Below are 16,602 nucleotides of genomic sequence, written 5' to 3'. Positions count from 1 at the left end.
CCCCGGGCATCGGGGTCATGGCGCGCTCACCGGCCCGGGGCCTACAGGTAGCGGCCCTCGAACCAGGCCTTCACCGCCAATGTGTGGAGCGGGAAGGCGAGTTCGGTCGGGCGGCGCAGGAGGTGCCAGCCGTCGGTCTCGTCGGTGGGGGCGCTGGCGGGCAGGAAGCCGGCGGGGCGTTCGGGCAGCAGGCCGAAGAGCAGGAGGTGGCCGTCCGGGGCGCTCATGGCGTCCACGAGCCGGACGTCGCGTGCCGGGGCGACGATGCCGGTCTCCTCCTGGAGTTCGCGGACCACGGCCCGCCGCCAGTCCTCCCGGTCGTCGATGAAGCCTCCGGGCAGCGCGGGCTCCCCGCGCGCGGGGGCGATGGTCCGGGTGATCGCGACGAGGGCCGTGCCCCCCGTGTCGTACACGGGTTGCAGGGCGACGGCCACGGGGAGCGGGTTGCGGTAGGCGACGGAGTCGCAGGCTCGGCAGGTGCGGGGCCAGCCGTGCACTTCTGCCCCGTAGGCGGCTCCACAGGTCGAACAGTGGGAATCCGGAACGGGGTTGAGCGTGGGGTGGGTTGATGCGGACACGGCGCGGACTGTATCCGATCACCATGTGCCGGTCTTCCCCGACCGGCCCGGATGCTGATAGACGCTGATCCATGACTCGAGCCTCCACCGCTCTGCGGAAACTCGCCGTCCTGACCGCCGCCGCGCTGCTCGGTGTCGCGGCCGCCCCGTCGGCGGCGCACGCGGCACCCGATCCGAAGGCGCCCAAGGATTTCGTGGCCCTCCACGACGTCGATCCCACGATCATCCAGGAGATGCGCTACTACACGGAGCACGACTTCGTGGGTGAGCCGATCGACGGCTACAAGAAGCCGATGTGCATCCTCACGAGACCGGCCGCGCGGGCTCTCCACGCAGCACAGGTCGGTCTTCTGAGGGAGGGCTACTCCCTGAAGGTGTACGACTGTTACCGGCCGCAGCGGGCCGTCGACCACTTCGTCCGCTGGGCGGAGGACCTCGGCGATCAGAGGATGAAAGCGGAGTTCTATCCGCGCGTCGACAAGGCCCGCCTGTTCGCGGACGGTTACATCGCGGAGAAGTCGGGTCACAGTCGCGGCTCCACGGTCGATCTGACCGTGGTGAAGCTGCCTGCCAGGCCCACGCGCCCCTATGTGCCGGGTGAGGAGCTGACGCCCTGCTACGGCCCTCAGGCGGAGCGCTTCCCGGACAACTCGCTGGACATGGGCACGGGGTTCGACTGCTTCGACACGCTCGCCCACACGGACGATCCGCGCATCAAGGGCGCACAGCGCGCCAACCGGGACCTGTTGCGCGACGCGCTCGGTGCGCAGGGCTTCGTCAATCTGCCGGAAGAGTGGTGGCACTACACGTTCAAGCCCGAGCTCTACCCGGACACCTACTTCGACTTCCCCGTGTCCAGGCGCTCCCTCACGGGTCGGTGACACGGAGGGCGTGACCGGAAGCACCCCCGTGGTTTCCGGTCACGCCCTCATCGATACACGGACGCCGGTAGGGCGCGGACGGTTCTGCGGGACCCCTGATGTCATTCGGTTTCCCGTGGCACACTTCTGACGTTCCGTCAGATCCACTGCCCGGGGAGGCGCTGTGGCGCGTACGCGTACACCTGTCGTGGCCGACTGGTTCGCCGGAGAGGGGGACGAGTTCCGCCTGCTGGGGACGCGCTGCTCCGCGTGTGCCTCGGTGTTCTTCCCCCGCGAGGACAACGCGTGCCGCAATCCCGCGTGCGCGGGCGGCGAGCTGGTCGAGCTGCCGTTGTCGCGGCGGGGGCGCGTGTGGTCGTACACGGACGCCCGGTACCGGCCACCGGAACCGTATGTGTCGGACCGGGAACTTCCGTGGGAGCCCTACGCGTTGATCGCTGTGGAGCTTGCAGCCGAGCGATTGGTGGTGCTCGGCCAGGGGGCTCCGGGGGTGTCCGTGGCCGATCTCGCGGTCGGCATGGAGGTGGAGGTCGTACCGGGCGTGCTGAACGAGGAGGGGGACGACGAGTCCGGGACGGCGTGGACGACGTGGCACTGGCGGCCGACGGGGGTGGCGGCATGACGGGGGACGTGGCGGTTCTGGGCGCGGGCATGCACCCGTGGGGCAAGTGGGGTCGCGGCTTCGTCGAGTACGGGGTGGCGGCGGCGCGGGCCGCGCTGGCCGATGCCGGGGTCGACTGGCGCGACGTGGGCTCGATCGTCGGCGCCGACACCGTGCGCGGCGGCTATCCCGGCTACGTGGCGGGGGCGACGTTCGCGAAGGCCCTCGGGTGGCAGGGTGCGCGCGTGGCCAGCGTGTACGCGGCCTGCGCGTCGGGGGCGCAGGCGATCAACACGGCGCGGGCGCAGATCCTCGCGGGGCTCGCGGATGCAGTGCTCGTGGTGGGGGCCGACGCGGCGCCCAAGGGGTTCTTCAAGCCCGCGGGCGGCGACCGCCCGGACGACCCCGACTGGCTGCGCTTCCGCGCGCTCGGGGCGACCAACCCGACGTACTTCGGTCTGTACGCGCGCCGGCGGATGGCGGTGCACGGGGACACGCTCGAGGACTTCGCCCAGGTCAAGGTGAAGAACGCGGCGTCCGGCGCGTTGAATCCGAACGCGCGCTACCGCAAGAGGGTGACGGCCGAGGAGGTCGCCGCCTCCGCCGTGGTCGCCGATCCGCTGCGCCTGCTCGACATCTGCGCCACGTCGGACGGCGGTGCGGCGCTGGTGCTGTCCAGCATGGAGTTCGCGCGGCGTCACGGCGCCGCGGACGCCGTGCGCATACGCGCCGTGTCGACGGTGACCCCGACGTATCCGAACACCGTGCTCGACCTGCCGGACATCGCCACGGACTCGGCCGCCGGAGTGGAGCCCGAAGGTCCCGCGTTCCGGGCCTCGATCGCTCACGCCGCCTACGAGGAGGCGGGGATCGGCCCCGAGGACGTGTCCTTGGCGGAGGTGTACGACCTGTCCACGGCCCTGGAGTTGCAGTGGTACGAGGACCTGGGGCTGTGCGGCGAGGGCGAGGGCGCCAAGCTGCTGCGCGAGGGCGTGACCGCGCCCGGGGGCCGCATACCGGTGAACAGCAGCGGCGGGCTCGCGTCCTTCGGGGAGGCGGTTCCGGCGCAGGCGATCGCCCAGGTCTGCGAGCTGACGTGGCAGCTGCGCGGCGCCGCGGGCGAGCGGCAGGTGTCCGGGGCCCGGGTCGGGATCACGGCCAACCAGGGGCTTTTCGGGCACGGTTCGTCGGTCGTGGCGGTGCGCTGAAGCGCCGTGAGCCGACCGCAGGGCGCAGCGCGCCCCGCGCGTACGCTGCGTGGCCGTGCGGGAATGCTGCGTGAACAGCGTGTGAATCGGGCCTGGTGGTGGTCGTGCGGCGCCATCATGCTGCCGTGCGCATCTGGTCGGACAGCCTCCGCTTCGCCTTCCAGCCCGTGGTCAACCTGGCCACGGGTTCGGCGGCGGCCCTGGAGATACTCGCCCGCCCCGAGTCGGGCGATGTCCTCGCGAGGGCCCATCGCGAGCCCGATCTCGACGGCGATCTCGCGGCTCTGGCAGTCCGGGACGCCGCGCGTCGGGAGACGCTGCTGCCGCTGCACGTGAACGTGTTCGCGGGCACGCTCGCCGACCTGGGCGGTCTGGACGCGCTGCGCCGCGCCGTGCAGGACGTGGGCCGGCTGCCGTGGGAGGTGACCGTCGACGTGGGGCCGCCGTTCACGCACGTGCCGCACCGCGCGCTCCTGGAGGGCATCGACGTGCTGCGCAAGGAGGGCTTCCGGGTCTGCGCGGACGGCGTGGGAGACGGCGACGTACCGCTGCGGCTGCTCGACGACATGGCGCCCGACCTGATCAAGCTCGACGCCTCGCTGCTGTCGCGCGGGGCGACGGTGCGGGCCATGCGGACGCTGTGCGAGGAGATCGGCGCGCTGCTCGCCGTCGAGGGCGTGGAGACCGAGGGCCAGTGCGCCGCGGCCAGGGACGCCGGGGCGCAGTTGGCGCAGGGCGACCTGTTCGCGCCCGCGGCCCGGTTGCCGATCTCCGACGTGTACGTGCCCGAACTGCCGCCGAGCAGCACCGCGTTGCGGGCGACCGGGCCGTCGGTGCGGGACTTCGTTCGGCCCGCGGCGCTGCTTCCGCAGTCGGCGTCCGCCGAGCAGGTGCGGCGGCTGCTGACCGGAGCCGCCGAAGTGTCCGGTGTGCTGCTCGTGGACGCCGCGGGGGTACCGGTGCGATCGGTGCAGCGGGACCGCTTCCTGCTGTCGCTGTCCACGCGCTACGGGCATGCGCTGTACGCCGACCGGCCCGCCGCGCGGCTCGGCGACCGGCCGCGCACGGTGGGCGTCACTGCGACCGCCTGGGAGGTCCTCGACGTGGTGGCGGACGGCGAGCACGCCCGTACCGCCGACGACGTCGCCGTGGTGGACGACGCGGGGCGCTGCGTGGGCGTCGTACGCCTCACCGATCTCGTACGGGCGCTCGCGGAGAGCCGGGTCGAGGAGGCCGCCGGGCTCAATCCGCTGACGCGGCTGCCGGGTTCGGACGCCGTGACCGGCGAGTTGGACCGCTGGGTGGCACAGGGCCGTGGCTTCGCCCTGAGCTGGCTGGACATCGACGGGTTCAAGCAGGTCAACGACGGAGCGGGGTTCGCGGCCGGTGACGAGTTGATCCGTTCGGTGGGGCGGGTCCTCGCGCGTACGGAGTCGGAGGCCGTGCGGGTGGGGCACATCGGGGGCGACGACTTCCTGGTCCTGGCCGATCCGGAGCGGCTCGGTCCGTTGGCGGCCGAGGTGCTCGACGCCCCCTGGTCGGCCGGCGGCAGGCCGGTGACGCTGTCGCTGGCCACCGTCGTGTGTCCGCCGGGCAGCGTGCCGGACCACCGGCAGGCAGCCGCACTGCTGGCACCTCTCAAGAAGGCGGCGAAGGCGCTCACCGGGGCGAGTTGGGTGTGCGGGCAGGCGGGGCGCGAGGGCTTCGACGTGCGCCGTGGGGCACGTACTGCGGCCTCCGCGCCCCCGCGCAGGGGAGCGTCCACCGCCGGTTAACCGTTGCCGTCCGCGACCTTGACGCTCCAGTACGGCCGGTGAACACTTCCGGGTGTCAGTCGGCATCGCCGCACATCGGCCCACCGCTGCTCGGGGTCGTACCTGCCCCTGGACTGCTCGCCTGCCGGGATGTGGCAGGTCGGGGTCGCTCCCCCACGCGTGGTTCCGGCTGCGCGGGCACGCTCGTCACGGACGCCGGGCGGGGCGCTGTACTCCCCTGCCTCCGGCTGCCGCAGTTCAGCACCAGCCATGGGAAACGCACCCTGCACGGAGGACCGGGGAGCACTGCCCCCGGGCGAGGGCCTAGGAGCCGCCATGAGCAACGGAGACATCTTCATCGGTGAGGTCATCGGCACCGCCATCCTGATCCTTCTCGGCGCGGGAGTCTGCGCCGCCGTCACCCTGAAACACTCCAAGGCGAAGGCCTCCGGATGGGTCGTCATCGCGTTCGGCTGGGGCTTCGGCGTGCTGGCCGGCGCGTACACGGCCGCACCGCTGTCGGGCGGCCACCTGAACCCCGCGGTCACCATCGGCATCGCCGTCGACACCGGCAAGTGGGACAAGGTCTGGGTCTACATCCTCGGCCAGATGGTCGGCGCGATGCTGGGCGCCGTCCTCGCCTACCTGGTGTATCTCGCGCAGTTCAACGCCAATGTCGGCTCGGGCGACCAGGCGGTGGAGGACGGGCCGACGCCCACGCTCGGCATCTTCTCGACGATTCCCGAGATCCGGAACGTGGTCGCGAACCTGATCACCGAGGTCATCGCGACGATGTGCCTGGTCCTGCCGATCCTCGCGTTCGGCCTCACCAAGGGGCTCGGCGAATCCGGCACCCAGGTGCTGGTCGTGGCGCTGCTCGTGGTCGGCATCGGCCTGTCCCTGGGCGGGCCGACGGGCTACGCGATCAACCCCGCGCGCGACCTGGGGCCGCGCATCGTGCACCAGTTCCTGCCGATCCCCAACAAGGGGACGTCCGACTGGGGTTACGCGCTCGTGCCGGTCGTCGGGCCGCTCGTCGGCGGACTGCTGGCGGGGCTCGTGTACAACGCAGCGTTCTGAAGCGCCAAAGCACTCCCGATCGTCTTCTCACGAAGGGGTAGCCATGCCCGACACTTCCGTGAAGTACGTCGCCGCCATCGATCAGGGCACCACCTCGAGCCGCTGCATCATCTTCAACCAGGACGGCGAGATCGTCGCCGTCGACCAGCGTGAACATCGCCAGATCTTCCCGAAGCCGGGCTGGGTCGAGCACGACGCCACCGAGATCTGGTCCAAGGTCCAGGCCGTCGTGGCGGGCGCGATCGCCAAGGCGGGGCTGCGCGCGGACCAGCTCAGCGCCCTGGGCATCACCAACCAGCGCGAGACGACGCTCCTGTGGGACAGGGCCACGGGCAAGCCCGTGCACAACGCGATCGTGTGGCAGGACACGCGGACGTCGGCGCTGTGCAACGAGTTGGGCGGCGCCGACGGGCAGGACCGTTTCCGCGAGGCGACGGGCCTGCCACTGGCCAGCTACTTCTCGGGGCCCAAGGCGGCCTGGCTGCTCGACAACGTCCCGGGCCTGCGGGCCCGTGCCGAGCGCGGCGAACTCGCCTTCGGGACCATCGACTCGTGGCTGATCTGGAACCTCACCGGCGGCACCGACGGCGGCGTGCACGTCACCGACGTCACCAACGCCGGGCGCACCATGCTGATGAACCTGGAGACCCTCCAGTGGGACCCGTCGATCCTGTCGGCGATGAACGTCCCTCAGTCGCTGCTGCCCGAGATCCGGTCGTCCGCCGAGGTGTACGGGACGGCCGTAGGGCAGCTGGCCGGGGTACCGGTGGCGTCGGCGCTCGGCGACCAGCAGGCGGCCGTGTTCGGGCAGGCCTGCTACGACACCGGCACCGCGAAGAACACCTACGGGACGGGCAGCTTCCTGCTGCTCAACACCGGCAACCGGCCGGTGCCCTCGAAGAACGGCCTGCTGACCACCATGGGGTACAAGATCGGCTCCGAGGCGCCCGTGTACTGCCTCGAAGGGTCGATCGCGATCACCGGCGCCCTGGTGCAGTGGTTCCGCGACCAGCTCGGCATCATCAAGTCCGCCGACGAGATCGAGACCCTCGCGGCGAGCGTGGACGACAACGGCGGCGCCTACATCGTGCCCGCGTTCTCCGGCCTGTTCGCGCCCTACTGGCGCTCCGACGCGCGCGGTGTCGTCACCGGTCTCACCCGGTACGTCACCAAGGGGCACCTGGCGCGCGCCGTGCTGGAGGCGACGAGCTGGCAGACCCGTGAGGTCGTGGATGCCATGTACCAGGACTCCGGGGTGCAGATCACGACCCTGAAGGTCGACGGCGGCATGACCAAGAACAACCTGCTCATGCAGCACCAGGCCGACGTCCTCGGGGTGCCCGTGATCCGGCCCAGGGTCTCCGAGACGACGTGCCTGGGCGCCGCGTACGCCGCCGGGCTCGCGACGGGCGTCTGGAACGACCTGGACGAGCTGAAGGCGCACTGGCAGCGCGACGCGGAGTGGACTCCCGCCATGGACGCGGGCGTTCGGGACCGCGAGTACCACAACTGGCGCAAGGCCGTGGAGAAGAGCTTCGGCTGGCACGAGGACGGCGCGTAGCACTCGACTACGCGCGCGTGGGCGGCGGTCCGGGTCCCGGTCGGCGGGGGTGCGGGCCGCCGCCGCACGTTCTCAGGTGGCCGCGGGCTGCCGGCTCTCGGCGGCCCGTGCGGCATGTTCGACGACGCCGACCAGGACGTCCTTCACGGACTCCTTGTCGCGCGCGTCGCACAGGATCACGGGCACGTCGGGGTCCAGGTCGAGCGCCTGACGGACCGCGTCGACCGGGTGGCGGGCCGCGCCGTCGAAGCAGTTGACGCCGACGATGAACGGTATGGAGCGCCTCTCGAAGTAGTCGACGGCGGCGAAGCAGTCCTCCAGGCGCCGGGTGTCCGCGAGGACGACGGCCCCCAGCGCCCCGGTCGCCAACTCGTCCCACAGGAACCAGAAACGGTTCTGGCCGGGTGTGCCGAAGAGGTAGAGCACGAGGTCGTCGCGGAGGGTGATCCGCCCGAAGTCCATCGCCACCGTGGTGGTGCTCTTGCGCTCGACTCCCTGGAGGTCGTCGACGGGGCGGCCCGCCTCGGTCAGGACTTCCTCCGTGCGCAGCGGCCGGATCTCGCTGACCGCGCCCACCAGGGTCGTCTTGCCCACACCGAAGCCGCCCGCCACCAGGATCTTGAGCGTCATCGGCTCCACGGGAGCCTTGCGGCGCTCAGAACGCCCGAAGATCATGGCTTGTCTCTCCTGCCTCGCTGTTGTCGCTGTCTCGGGTACTGCTGTGTCCCTCGGGCGGCCCGTAGCCGCCCCCTCCGGGCGTCTCGACGACGAGCACGTCGCCGGGGGCCACGTCGGCCGTGTCGCTGCCGTCGAGCCGGGTGACGGTGCCGTCCGCGCGCTCCACGGAGTTGGCGCCGAGGGCGCCGGGGGCGCCGCCCGCCATCCCGTAGGGCGGCACCCTGCGGTGCTGGGACAGCGTGGAGACGGTCATCGGCTCGCGGAAGCGGATCCGCCGCACAGCACCGTCCCCGCCCCGCCAGCGGCCGTCTCCGCCGCTGCCGCGCCGCACCGTGAACTCCTCGAGGAGGACGGGCAGGCGCCATTCGAGGACCTCGGGGTCGGTGAGGCGCGAGTTGGTCATGTGAGTCTGGACGACGGGCGCGCCGGGGAAGCCGTCGCCCGCGCCGGACCCGGAGGCCACCGTCTCGTAGTACTGGTGCCGCGCGTTGCCGAAGGTGACGTTGTTCATCGTGCCGGAACCCTCGGCCTGCACGCCCAGCGCTCCGTAGAGGGCTCCGGTGATGGCCTGTGACGTCTCCACGTTGCCCGCGACGACCGCGGCGGGCGGTCGCGGCGAGAGGAAGGACCCGGGCGGGACGACGATGTTCAGGGGGCGCAGGCAGCCGTCGTTGAGGGGAATGTCGTCGTCCACGAGCGTCCTGAAGACGTACAGGACCGCGGCGTTGACGACGGCGAACGGGGCGTTGAAGTTCGTGGGGAGCTGCGCGGAGGTGCCGGTGAAGTCGATGGTGGCGCCGCGCCGCGCGCGGTCGACCTCGACGCGGACGCGGATGACCGCGCCGGAGTCGGTCTCGTAGGCGTACTCGCCGTCCTCCAGCGTGTCGAGGACGCGCCGTACGGATTCCTCGGCGTTGTCCTGTACGTGCTTCATGTAGGCGAGCACGACGTCCAGGCCGAAGTTCTCGATCATGCGGGCGACTTCGTCGACGCCCTTCTGGTTCGCGGCGATCTGGGCGCGCAGGTCGGCGAGGTTCGTGCGCGGGTTGCGCGAGGGGTGGGTCGCCCCGGTGAGCAGGCGCAGCGTCTCCTCCTCGCGGAAGCGGCCGGCCTCCACGAGCAGCCAGTTGTCGAAGAGCACGCCTTCCTCGTCGATGGTGCGGCTGTTGGCGGGCATGGAGCCGGGCGCGATGCCGCCGATCTCGGCGTGGTGGCCGCGCGAGGCGACGTAGAACAGGATCCGGTCACCGTCCGTGTCGAAGACCGGGGTGATCACGGTGAGGTCGGGCAGGTGGGTGCCGCCGTGGTACGGGTCGTTGACGGCGTAGGTGTCGCCGGGCCGCATGCGCGTGCCGCGACGGCGGACGACCTCCTTGACGCTGGTGCCCATGGAGCCCAAGTGCACGGGGATGTGCGGGGCGTTGGCGACCAGGCCCCCGTCGGGGTCGAAGAGGGCGCACGAGAAGTCGAGGCGTTCCTTGATGTTGACGGACTGCGAGGTCGATTCGAGCCGCGCGCCCATCTGTTCCGCGATCGACATGAAGAGGTTGTTGAAGACCTCCAGCAGAACCGGATCGATTTCCGTGCCGAGATCGGAACTCTCCGTAATCGCCGAGCGTTCCATGATCAGGTGGCCGTCGTCCGCGAGGGCCGCCCGCCATCCGTCGTCGACGACGGTCGTCGCGCCGTCCTCGGCGATGACCGCCGGCCCCTGGACCGGTTCGCCGGGCGGGAGTTCGGCCCGGTGGTGCAGGGGTGCGTCGCGCCAGGTCCCGCCGGTGTGCAGGCGGACGGCGGCGGGGGCGGCCGGGGTGGTGGCGCGGGGTGCGAGGTGCGAGAGATCGGGGGGATCGGTCAGTCCGGTGGCTTCCACGGAGAGTGATTCGACGACGAGCGGTCGGTCCAGGGTGAAGGAATAGTGAGCGCGATGGCGTTCTTCGAAGGCGCGGGTCATGGCCCCGGGTTCGGCGAGTTCCACGGTGAGCGCGGTGTCCGTGCCGTCATAGCGGAGCTGGGCCCTGCGTACGGTCCGGATGCGCTCCTCCGGGACGTTCTCGGCCAGCAGTTCCTCGCGCGCCGCGCTCTCCAGGTCGTCGGCGGTCTTCAGGATGTGGGGCATCGAGGAGGCGTCGACCCCGGCCTCGATGGACTGCTCCCGCATGGCCGTCGTGTCGGCGAGCCCGATGCCGAGCGCCGACAGGACGCCTGCCATGGGCGGGACGAGGACCGTACGGATGCCGAGTTCGTCCGCGACCTTGCACGCGTGCTGGCCGCCCGCACCGCCGAAGGTGGTGAGGGCGTAGCGGGTGATGTCGTGGCCCTTCTGTACGGAGATGCGCTTCACGGCGTTGGCGATGTTCGCGACGGCGACCTGGAGGTAGCCCTCGGCGACCTGCTCCGGGGTGCGCTCGTCGCCGGTGCGTTCGCGGATGCCGGCGGCGAGGGCGGCGAAGCGTTCGCGGACGAGTCCGTCGTCGAGCGGCTGATCGCCCTCGGGGCCGAACACGCGCGGGAAGTGGGCCGGTTGGACGTGCCCGAGGGCGACGTTGGCATCGGTGACCGTGAGGGGGCCGCCGCCCCGGTAGCAGGCCGGGCCGGGGACGGCGCCCGCGGAGTCGGGGCCCACGCGGTAGCGGCTGCCGTCGAAGTGCAGTACGGAGCCGCCGCCCGCGGCGACCGTGTGGATGTCGAGCATGGGCGCGCGCAGCCGGACCCCGGCGATCCGCATGGTGAGGACGCGCTCGTACTCGCCCGCGAAGTGCGAGACGTCCGTGGAGGTGCCGCCCATGTCGAAGCCGATGACCCGGTCGAAGCCCGCGCGGCCCGACATCCGGGCCATGCCCACGATGCCGCCCGCGGGCCCGGACAGGACGGCGTCCTTGCCGCGGAACTGCCCGGCCTCCGCGAGCCCTCCGTTGGACTGCATGAACATCAGTCGCACGTCGGGGAGTTGGTCGGCGATCTGGCGCACGTAGCGGCGCAGTACGGGCGACAGGTAGGCGTCGACCACGGCGGTGTCGCCGCGCGGCACCACCTTCATGAGAGGGCTGACCTCGCTGGACAGCGAGACCTGCGGGAATCCGATGCGCTCGGCGAGGGCACCGATCGCGCGCTCGTGCTCCGGGTGGAGGTGGCTGTGCAGGCAGACGACGGCGACGGCGCGGATGCCGTCCGCGTAGGTCGCGCGCAGCGCCGTCCCGAGGGAGTCCAGGTCGAGCGGGGTGATCACTTCGCCCTGGGCGTCGACGCGTTCGTCCACTTCGATGATGCGCTCGTGGAGCAGTTCGGGCAGTTCGATGCGGCGGGCGAAGATACGGGGCCGGTTCTGGTAGGCGATCCGCAGGGCGTCGCGGAAGCCGCGTGTGATCACGAGCGCGGTCGGCTCTCCGCGCCGCTCCAGGAGGGCGTTGGTGGCGACGGTGGTGCCCATGCGCACGGAGTCGATGAGCGCACCCACCGCGGCCGGGGACGTCGGCCCGGCCTCCTCGTCGAGGAGTTCGCGGATCGCGGAGACGGCCGGGTCCTCGTGGCGCGCCGGGTTGTCGGAGAGCAGCTTGTGCGTGAGCAGACGGCCGTCGGGCCGCCGGGCGACGACATCCGTGAAGGTGCCGCCTCGGTCGATCCAGAACTGCCAGCCTGCCACGCGTGTCTCCCGCCGTCCGCCCCGTTCCCGTGCCCCACCGGCTCCGCTGTCGGATCAGAGCGCTCTGAGGCCGTCGATCACGTCGCGGAGAATACTCGCGTCGGGCAGTTCCGCCGGTGGGACGGGCCGGGTCACATGGACCAGGTCGTCGTCGACGAGATCGCCGATGAGGACGCGGACCACCCCGATCGGAAGGTCGAGTTCCGCGGCGAGTTCGGCCACGGACTGCGGGCAGTCCTGGCAGAGTTCGACGATGTCGACGTGTTCCGGCGACAGCGTCTGGTCCGCCACGACGTCGCCTCCCCGCTGCTCGGCGACGACGACCGCGATGAGATCGAGGCGGTGCTGGCCCGCGCTGGTCGTGCGGCCGCGCGTCATGGCGTACGGGCGCACGACGGGCCCCGCGTCGTCGTCGAACCAGTGATGCGTCTCGTGACCGTCTGGTCTCATGCCAACCCACTACCCTCCGGCGGGCAGATCCGTGCGCCGGGCCGTCCCCAGATGTGCTCCGACCCGCTTGACCAGCAGGGTCATCTCGTAGGCGACGAGCCCGACGTCGGAGTCCGCGTCGGACAGGACCGCGAGGCAGCTGCCGTCGCCCGCGGCGGTGACGAAGAGGAAGGCGTCGTCGAGTTCGACGACCGTCTGCCGGACCCCGCCCGCCTCGAAGTGCCGGCCCACGCCCTTGGCGAGGCTGTGGAATCCGGAGGCGACGGCGGCGAGGTGCTCGCTGTCCTCACGGCTGAGCCCCTCGGAGACGCCCGTCGGCAGTCCGTCACCGGAGAGCACCATCGCCTTGCGGATGCTGGCGACCCGCTCGACCAGGTCGTCCAGGAGCCAGTTCAGCTCCCCGGTCGCACCACTCGTGGTCCCCGCATTGGCCTTCGGCGCGGTCATCGACCGTCCCCCTCAGAGTTCGTTCCTTGTGCTGTACCGTCGGCGCGTTCATCGCCCGCGGCGTTCTCCTCGCGGCCGCGCCGCCAGCCGCGCTGGAGCGATGCCATACGGCTGCGCACCTCGTCGGCGTCCCGGTCGGCGGGCCGTACGGAGAGAGTCTGGTCGTCGGCCGGTGCCGCGGTGTCGCCGCGCAGGTCCGGGCCGTCCTTCAACTGCGGTGCCAGATTGGCCTGTCGGACGCGGCGGGGCAGGCCACCGGGTGTGGTGGCGGGCGCGGCGCCGGACGGCCGGGCCTCGACCGCGGGCTCCGGGGTCTCGCGCGGGGCCGGGGTCTCGGTGGCGCGGGTACGGCGCCTGGGGAGACCGGCGGGGGTGTCGCGCGGTGGGTCGCCGTCGCCCCGGTCGTGTCGCGCGCCCGGTTCGGGCGTGCCGCCGCGTTCGTTCTCGCCGGGCCGACTGTGGGTGACGGGTCGGCCGTGCGAGCTGACGAGCTTGGGCACGCGCCGACGCGGCAGCGGCAGCGGACCGTCCACGTGGTCGTCCGGCTCCTGGCCGCCGCGGCCTCCCGCGTCCCGTTCCCACCCGTCGACGTCGCCGGGGCGGCGCGGGCCGCCCGTGCGGCGGAAGGCGTCCGGGCGGTCGGCTCCGGCGCCGTCGTCCTCGGCCTGCTGGTGCTGCTCCCCCGGCGGCCCGGTGAGGGCACGGCGGGGGCGGAACAGGCCGCCGCGTTCGCTGTCCTCGTCGCCGATCGCGCCGGGGAACTCGGTCATGTCGGAGGTCGTCAGCGGGGCCTCCAGCTCGACGGGTCCGTCGAGCACGGAGGCCGGGAGCCCCGGCAGCCCGGCCCTGCCGCCCGTCTTCGGACCGGTCCCCGGCGCGGCCGCGCGGCGGGTCGCGTGGGGCCGGTCCAGACGGAAGCCGGCGCCCTCGGTGTCGGGGGCGTCCGTGAGCAGGGAGTCCGGAATGAAGACGACCGCGGTGGTGCCGCCGTAGGGCGAGGGCTGGAGGGAGACGCGGATGTTCTGCCGCTGGGCGAGGCGGCTGACGACGAACAGGCCGAGCCGGTCGGTGTCGGAGAGTTCGAACTCCGGGGTCTCGGCCAGCCGCAGGTTGGCGTCGAGGAGCGCGTCGGGGGCCATGCCGAGGCCCCGGTCGTGGATCTCCAGCGTGAACCCGTTCGCGACGCGCTCGCCGACCACCTGGACGGCGGTGTGCGGCGGTGAGAACACCGTGGCGTTCTCCAGGAGTTCGGCGACGAGGTGGGTGAGGTCCGCGACGGCGGGGCCCGTCACGGCGATCCGCGGCAGCCGCCGTACCTCGATGCGCTCGTAGTCCTCCACCTCGGCGACGGCGGCCCGCACGATGTCCATGAGCTGGACGGGTCTGCGCCACTGCCGGGACGGAGCGGCGCCGGAGAGGATCACCAGGCCCTCGGCGTGGCGGCGCATCCGGGTGGTGAGGTGGTCGAGGCGGAACAGGTCGGCGAGTTCGTCGGTGTCCTCGGTCCTGCGCTCCATGGAGTCGAGGAGGGTGAGCTGCTTGTGCAGGAGGACCTGGCTGCGCCGGGCGAGGTTGACGAAGACCTCGGAGACGCCGCGGCGCAACTCGGCCTGTTTGACGGCGGCTTCGACGGCGGAGCGCTGGAGGGTGTTGAGCGCCTGGCCGACCTGCCCGATCTCGTCCCGGTCGTAGACGAGGCGCGGCGACTCGGTCTCCACGTCGACGTGGTCGCCCGCGGCGAGGCGGCGCATCACACCGGGCAGCCGCACCCCCGAGGCCTCATGCGCCTCCAGACGGAGCCGGCGCAGGTCGCGGACGAGTCCGCGGCCGATGCGTACGGACAGGTACAGGGAGAAGAGCAGGGCCAGCAGGCCCAGTACTCCGGCGACTCCGGCGCGCAGCAGCACGTCGACGGCTGCGGGGCGGGCCCGGTCCTGGTAGCGCTCGGTCGCGGCGGTGTCCCGGTCGACGAGTTCGTCCAGCACCGGCTTGCTCGCCCGGTCCCAGCTCCGCGCGGTGACGCCCTTCGGCGTACCCGGGGAGCCGGTGACGACCGCTTCCTCCGCGGTGCGCAGCGGGTTGGTGTCGGGGCTCTTCCAGTACCGCTGGTAGCGGGAGCGTTCGGAGTCGGGCAGCAGTGCGAGGTTGCTCTCGTAGAGCAGGGAGCGCTGGGCGACGAGGTCGGAGACCTGCCGCAGTTCCTGCTGGGTGAACCGGCGGGCGACGAGGCCCGAGCCGACCAGGGCGTCCTCCTGGGAGAGGAGTTCGCGTGCCTTGAGCACGCCGACGAGGGCGCGTGCCTCGCGTTCCACCTTGGCGTCGTCGAGGGCCGAGAGGTCGAGCAGGAAGGCGTACGTCGGTGCGATCAGGCGGTTGTAGAAGTCGAGGGCCTGGGCGCGGGTCACGGTGCCCTCGTCGACGTTGCGGCGCAGCGACTCGATGCCTTCCAGTCCCTCGACGGCGGCGTCGAGGGAGCCTCGCGCGTCGGCGTCCAGGTCGTCGCGGAGGTCGCCGTCGCGCACCTTCTCCTTGATGCGGGTGATCGACTCGTCGGCCGTGGTCCGCTTGGCCCGCAGCGCCGACTCGGCGTCGGAGGCGCGGGGGTCGGCGAGATAGACGAGCGTCTGGCGGCGTTCCGCCTGGAGGGTGCGGCTGGTGGCGACCAGCGGATAGGCGACCGCGTCGATCGTTCGGCCCGCCGTGATCAGCTGGACGGCGGCGCGGCCCGTGATCACCGTGGCGAAGGCCCAGATGGCCGTCAGGGACAGCAACGGCACCAGGAGCAACGCCACGATCTTCCGGCGGATGGACTTCCCGCGAAAGCGCATGGCCTCCCCCAGATCGACCCCTCAGCCTTCAGGGGCACACATGTGCGTCAACAAACGGCGCGAGCCTACTACTGAGACAGGAGCAACTCGAAGACCTGTCCGGATGATGTCCGGACGAACTACGGTGCCGACATCACGAGTTGTCCGGCATGGCGGGAGATTCCCGCCAGTCCGGATGGGTCCTGCCCGCGGCCATTCCCGGCCTGCCGTCCGACGAGTTGGCCGGAACTCTGCGCGTGTCCCGTTCGAACCAGCTGAGTTCGGCGGAACGGGAATCCTCACGGCCCGTCGAACGTCTTCCCTACAGGGCTTCACCACAGGACGCGCATCACGTACCGCGTGGCGCAGGCAAGGGAAGATCCCGGTTGACGGCGTAAAGCACGGCAATTCGGGCAGTCACTGTGATGTGCCGGTGCGGGGGCACCGGCGTGAGGGCCGTGGAAGGCCTCGGTAGCGGTGGGGAGTGACGTGGCAATGGGCACGGCGGAGCAGAACGGACTGTGGGTCGAGGAGCCGGCGAGGCGGCGCCGGATGCCCGATCCGGTGCGGACGGCCGCGGTGCGCGCCGTCCTGATAGTCGCGCTCACCATGATCCAGGCCATGATCGCCGTCCTGTGCACGCTGGCCGACTCCTGGCTGGCGTTTCCCATGGTGCTGAGCAGCGTGGGGAGCACGGTGGTGGCGACGTGGGGCGTCCTGGACGTCTGGGTGACGCGCCAGGTGTGGAACCAGCGGGCCGGGGTCGTCTCCGTCCCGGCCAGCACCGCCCGGCAGTTGCGCAAGGAGCGCCGTCAGGCCCGTCGCGCGGCCAGGTCGCGCCGCGGCGTCGCGCGGCCCGACTCGGTCAACATACGCGGACGCGGCAGGCAGCTCACCCACTCCTGAGCCGCCCC

General features: G+C 71.8%; 13 protein-coding genes. 7 read left to right on the top strand and 6 right to left on the bottom strand.

Annotated features, from left to right (window positions below):
- Nucleotides 1-41 precede the first annotated feature (41 nt).
- Nucleotides 42-578, bottom strand: a complete 537-nt coding sequence (locus tag ACYBSK_RS11960; RefSeq protein WP_460246021.1) for an NUDIX domain-containing protein — start codon at nt 576-578, stop codon at nt 42-44.
- A 71-nt stretch (nt 579-649) separates the two neighbouring features.
- Here ACYBSK_RS11960 and ACYBSK_RS11955 point away from each other — a divergent pair, with 71 nt between their 5' ends.
- The 6 genes from ACYBSK_RS11955 (at nt 650) to glpK (ending at nt 7,663) form a co-directional block, all read left to right on the top strand.
- A complete protein-coding gene (locus ACYBSK_RS11955) occupies nt 650-1,459 on the top strand; it encodes a M15 family metallopeptidase (protein ID WP_460246020.1) in 810 nt (269 codons plus the stop codon).
- A 163-nt stretch (nt 1,460-1,622) separates the two neighbouring features.
- Nucleotides 1,623-2,081, top strand: a complete 459-nt coding sequence (locus ACYBSK_RS11950; protein WP_457476884.1) for a Zn-ribbon domain-containing OB-fold protein — start codon at nt 1,623-1,625, stop codon at nt 2,079-2,081.
- On the top strand, nt 2,078-3,268 hold the full coding sequence (locus tag ACYBSK_RS11945; protein WP_460247006.1) for a lipid-transfer protein: 1,191 nt from the start codon (nt 2,078-2,080) through the stop codon (nt 3,266-3,268). Before ACYBSK_RS11950 ends, ACYBSK_RS11945 begins: the two co-directional genes overlap by 4 nt.
- A gap of 125 nt (nt 3,269-3,393) precedes the next feature.
- Entirely contained in the window at nt 3,394-5,043 is a 1,650-nt protein-coding gene (locus ACYBSK_RS11940; RefSeq protein WP_460246019.1) for an EAL domain-containing protein, read from the top strand.
- A 315-nt stretch (nt 5,044-5,358) separates the two neighbouring features.
- Nucleotides 5,359-6,102: an MIP/aquaporin family protein gene (locus ACYBSK_RS11935; RefSeq protein ID WP_460246018.1), complete on the top strand. Its 744-nt coding sequence runs from the start codon at nt 5,359-5,361 to the stop codon at nt 6,100-6,102.
- A gap of 43 nt (nt 6,103-6,145) precedes the next feature.
- Nucleotides 6,146-7,663 (top strand): glycerol kinase GlpK, encoded by a 1,518-nt coding sequence (gene glpK / locus ACYBSK_RS11930; protein WP_460246017.1) that lies wholly within the window; start codon nt 6,146-6,148, stop codon nt 7,661-7,663.
- A gap of 72 nt (nt 7,664-7,735) precedes the next feature.
- Here glpK and ACYBSK_RS11925 read toward each other — a convergent pair whose 3' ends face one another.
- The 5 genes from ACYBSK_RS11925 to ACYBSK_RS11905 are packed head-to-tail and all read right to left on the bottom strand — an operon-like array spanning nt 7,736 to nt 15,709.
- Nucleotides 7,736-8,338: a GTP-binding protein gene (locus tag ACYBSK_RS11925; protein WP_460246016.1), complete on the bottom strand. Its 603-nt coding sequence runs from the start codon at nt 8,336-8,338 to the stop codon at nt 7,736-7,738.
- Nucleotides 8,319-11,984 carry a hydantoinase B/oxoprolinase family protein gene (locus ACYBSK_RS11920; RefSeq protein WP_460246015.1) on the bottom strand — a complete coding sequence of 1,222 codons (3,666 nt, stop codon included), beginning with the start codon at nt 11,982-11,984 and terminating at the stop codon, nt 8,319-8,321. The genes ACYBSK_RS11925 and ACYBSK_RS11920 overlap by 20 nt, the downstream gene beginning before the upstream one ends.
- Before the next feature lie 54 nt (nt 11,985-12,038).
- Nucleotides 12,039-12,434 (bottom strand): DUF742 domain-containing protein, encoded by a 396-nt coding sequence (locus tag ACYBSK_RS11915; RefSeq protein WP_460246014.1) that lies wholly within the window; start codon nt 12,432-12,434, stop codon nt 12,039-12,041.
- 9 nt (nt 12,435-12,443) lie between these two features.
- Nucleotides 12,444-12,881, bottom strand: coding sequence for a roadblock/LC7 domain-containing protein (locus tag ACYBSK_RS11910; RefSeq protein ID WP_457476878.1), 438 nt, complete (start codon nt 12,879-12,881; stop codon nt 12,444-12,446).
- Nucleotides 12,878-15,709 carry a nitrate- and nitrite sensing domain-containing protein gene (locus ACYBSK_RS11905; protein WP_460246013.1) on the bottom strand — a complete coding sequence of 944 codons (2,832 nt, stop codon included), beginning with the start codon at nt 15,707-15,709 and terminating at the stop codon, nt 12,878-12,880. Before ACYBSK_RS11905 ends, ACYBSK_RS11910 begins: the two co-directional genes overlap by 4 nt.
- Before the next feature lie 456 nt (nt 15,710-16,165).
- Between ACYBSK_RS11905 and ACYBSK_RS11900 the strand changes: the two genes are divergently transcribed.
- Nucleotides 16,166-16,594 carry a hypothetical protein gene (locus tag ACYBSK_RS11900; RefSeq protein WP_457476876.1) on the top strand — a complete coding sequence of 143 codons (429 nt, stop codon included), beginning with the start codon at nt 16,166-16,168 and terminating at the stop codon, nt 16,592-16,594.
- The last annotated feature ends 8 nt before the right edge of the window (nt 16,595-16,602 follow it).

Source organism: Streptomyces sp. BYX5S, assembly GCF_054724165.1.
Note: the sequence above shows the minus strand (reverse complement) of the source record. Positions and strands in the feature narration are given on the sequence as shown.